The sequence below is a fragment of the Methylobacterium nigriterrae genome (assembly GCF_037106235.1).
In the GTDB taxonomy this organism is placed as follows: domain Bacteria; phylum Pseudomonadota; class Alphaproteobacteria; order Rhizobiales; family Beijerinckiaceae; genus Methylobacterium; species Methylobacterium nigriterrae.
On the sequence record NZ_JBAWTG010000492.1, the window covers coordinates 1 to 596 of the forward strand.

Sequence of the window (596 nt, forward strand, 5' to 3'; positions counted from 1 at the left end):
AAAAAAAGCGCCTCGGGATCTCTCCCGAGGCGCCGTTTGACGAAGCGGCCAGGTGATCGGTGCTGGGGACGCTCGGCCAAACCCCGTGGTTGTCGCTTAGACTAGTATGTGCCGAACTTGTAGTTCACGCCAGCGCGGACGACGGCGAACTCAAGCGGATTGTTGCGCGCGATGAAGCCGGGCGCCAGGAAGGTCGTACCGGTCGCAGTGTTGAACGCGAACACACCGTTGTTGCGGTTGTTGCGCTCCAGGTTCACGTACAGACCTTCGACCCGGAACGTCACGGCGGAAGCGCGGAAGAAGTTCAACCAGCTGTCGGCCGACAGCGCGTACTCGATGCCGCCACCGGCGGTCCAGCCGGTGCGGAAGTCGTCGTTGCCACGGAAGCCGCCGAAGCGAAGCTCGTTGCTGCCCGAGCCGTAGGCGAAGCCGCCGGTGCCGTAGAACAGGACGCGATCCCAGGCATAGCCGAGGCGGCCGCGGACCGTGCCGAAGAAGTCGAGGCTGGCCAAGCCGACCGGGTTGGCGAACGCGATAGCGGGGGCCGGCAGGAAGCCGGGGGTCAGCAGGAAGCGGTTGCGGTTGCGCCCGAAGTC

Annotated in this window: 1 protein-coding gene; it reads right to left on the reverse strand. The window is 65.6% G+C overall.

The features are described from left to right. Positions 1–101: 101 nt before the first annotated feature. On the reverse strand, positions 102–596 hold a 495-nt coding region (locus WDW90_RS37900), incomplete at its 5' end, for an outer membrane protein (protein ID WP_431311213.1).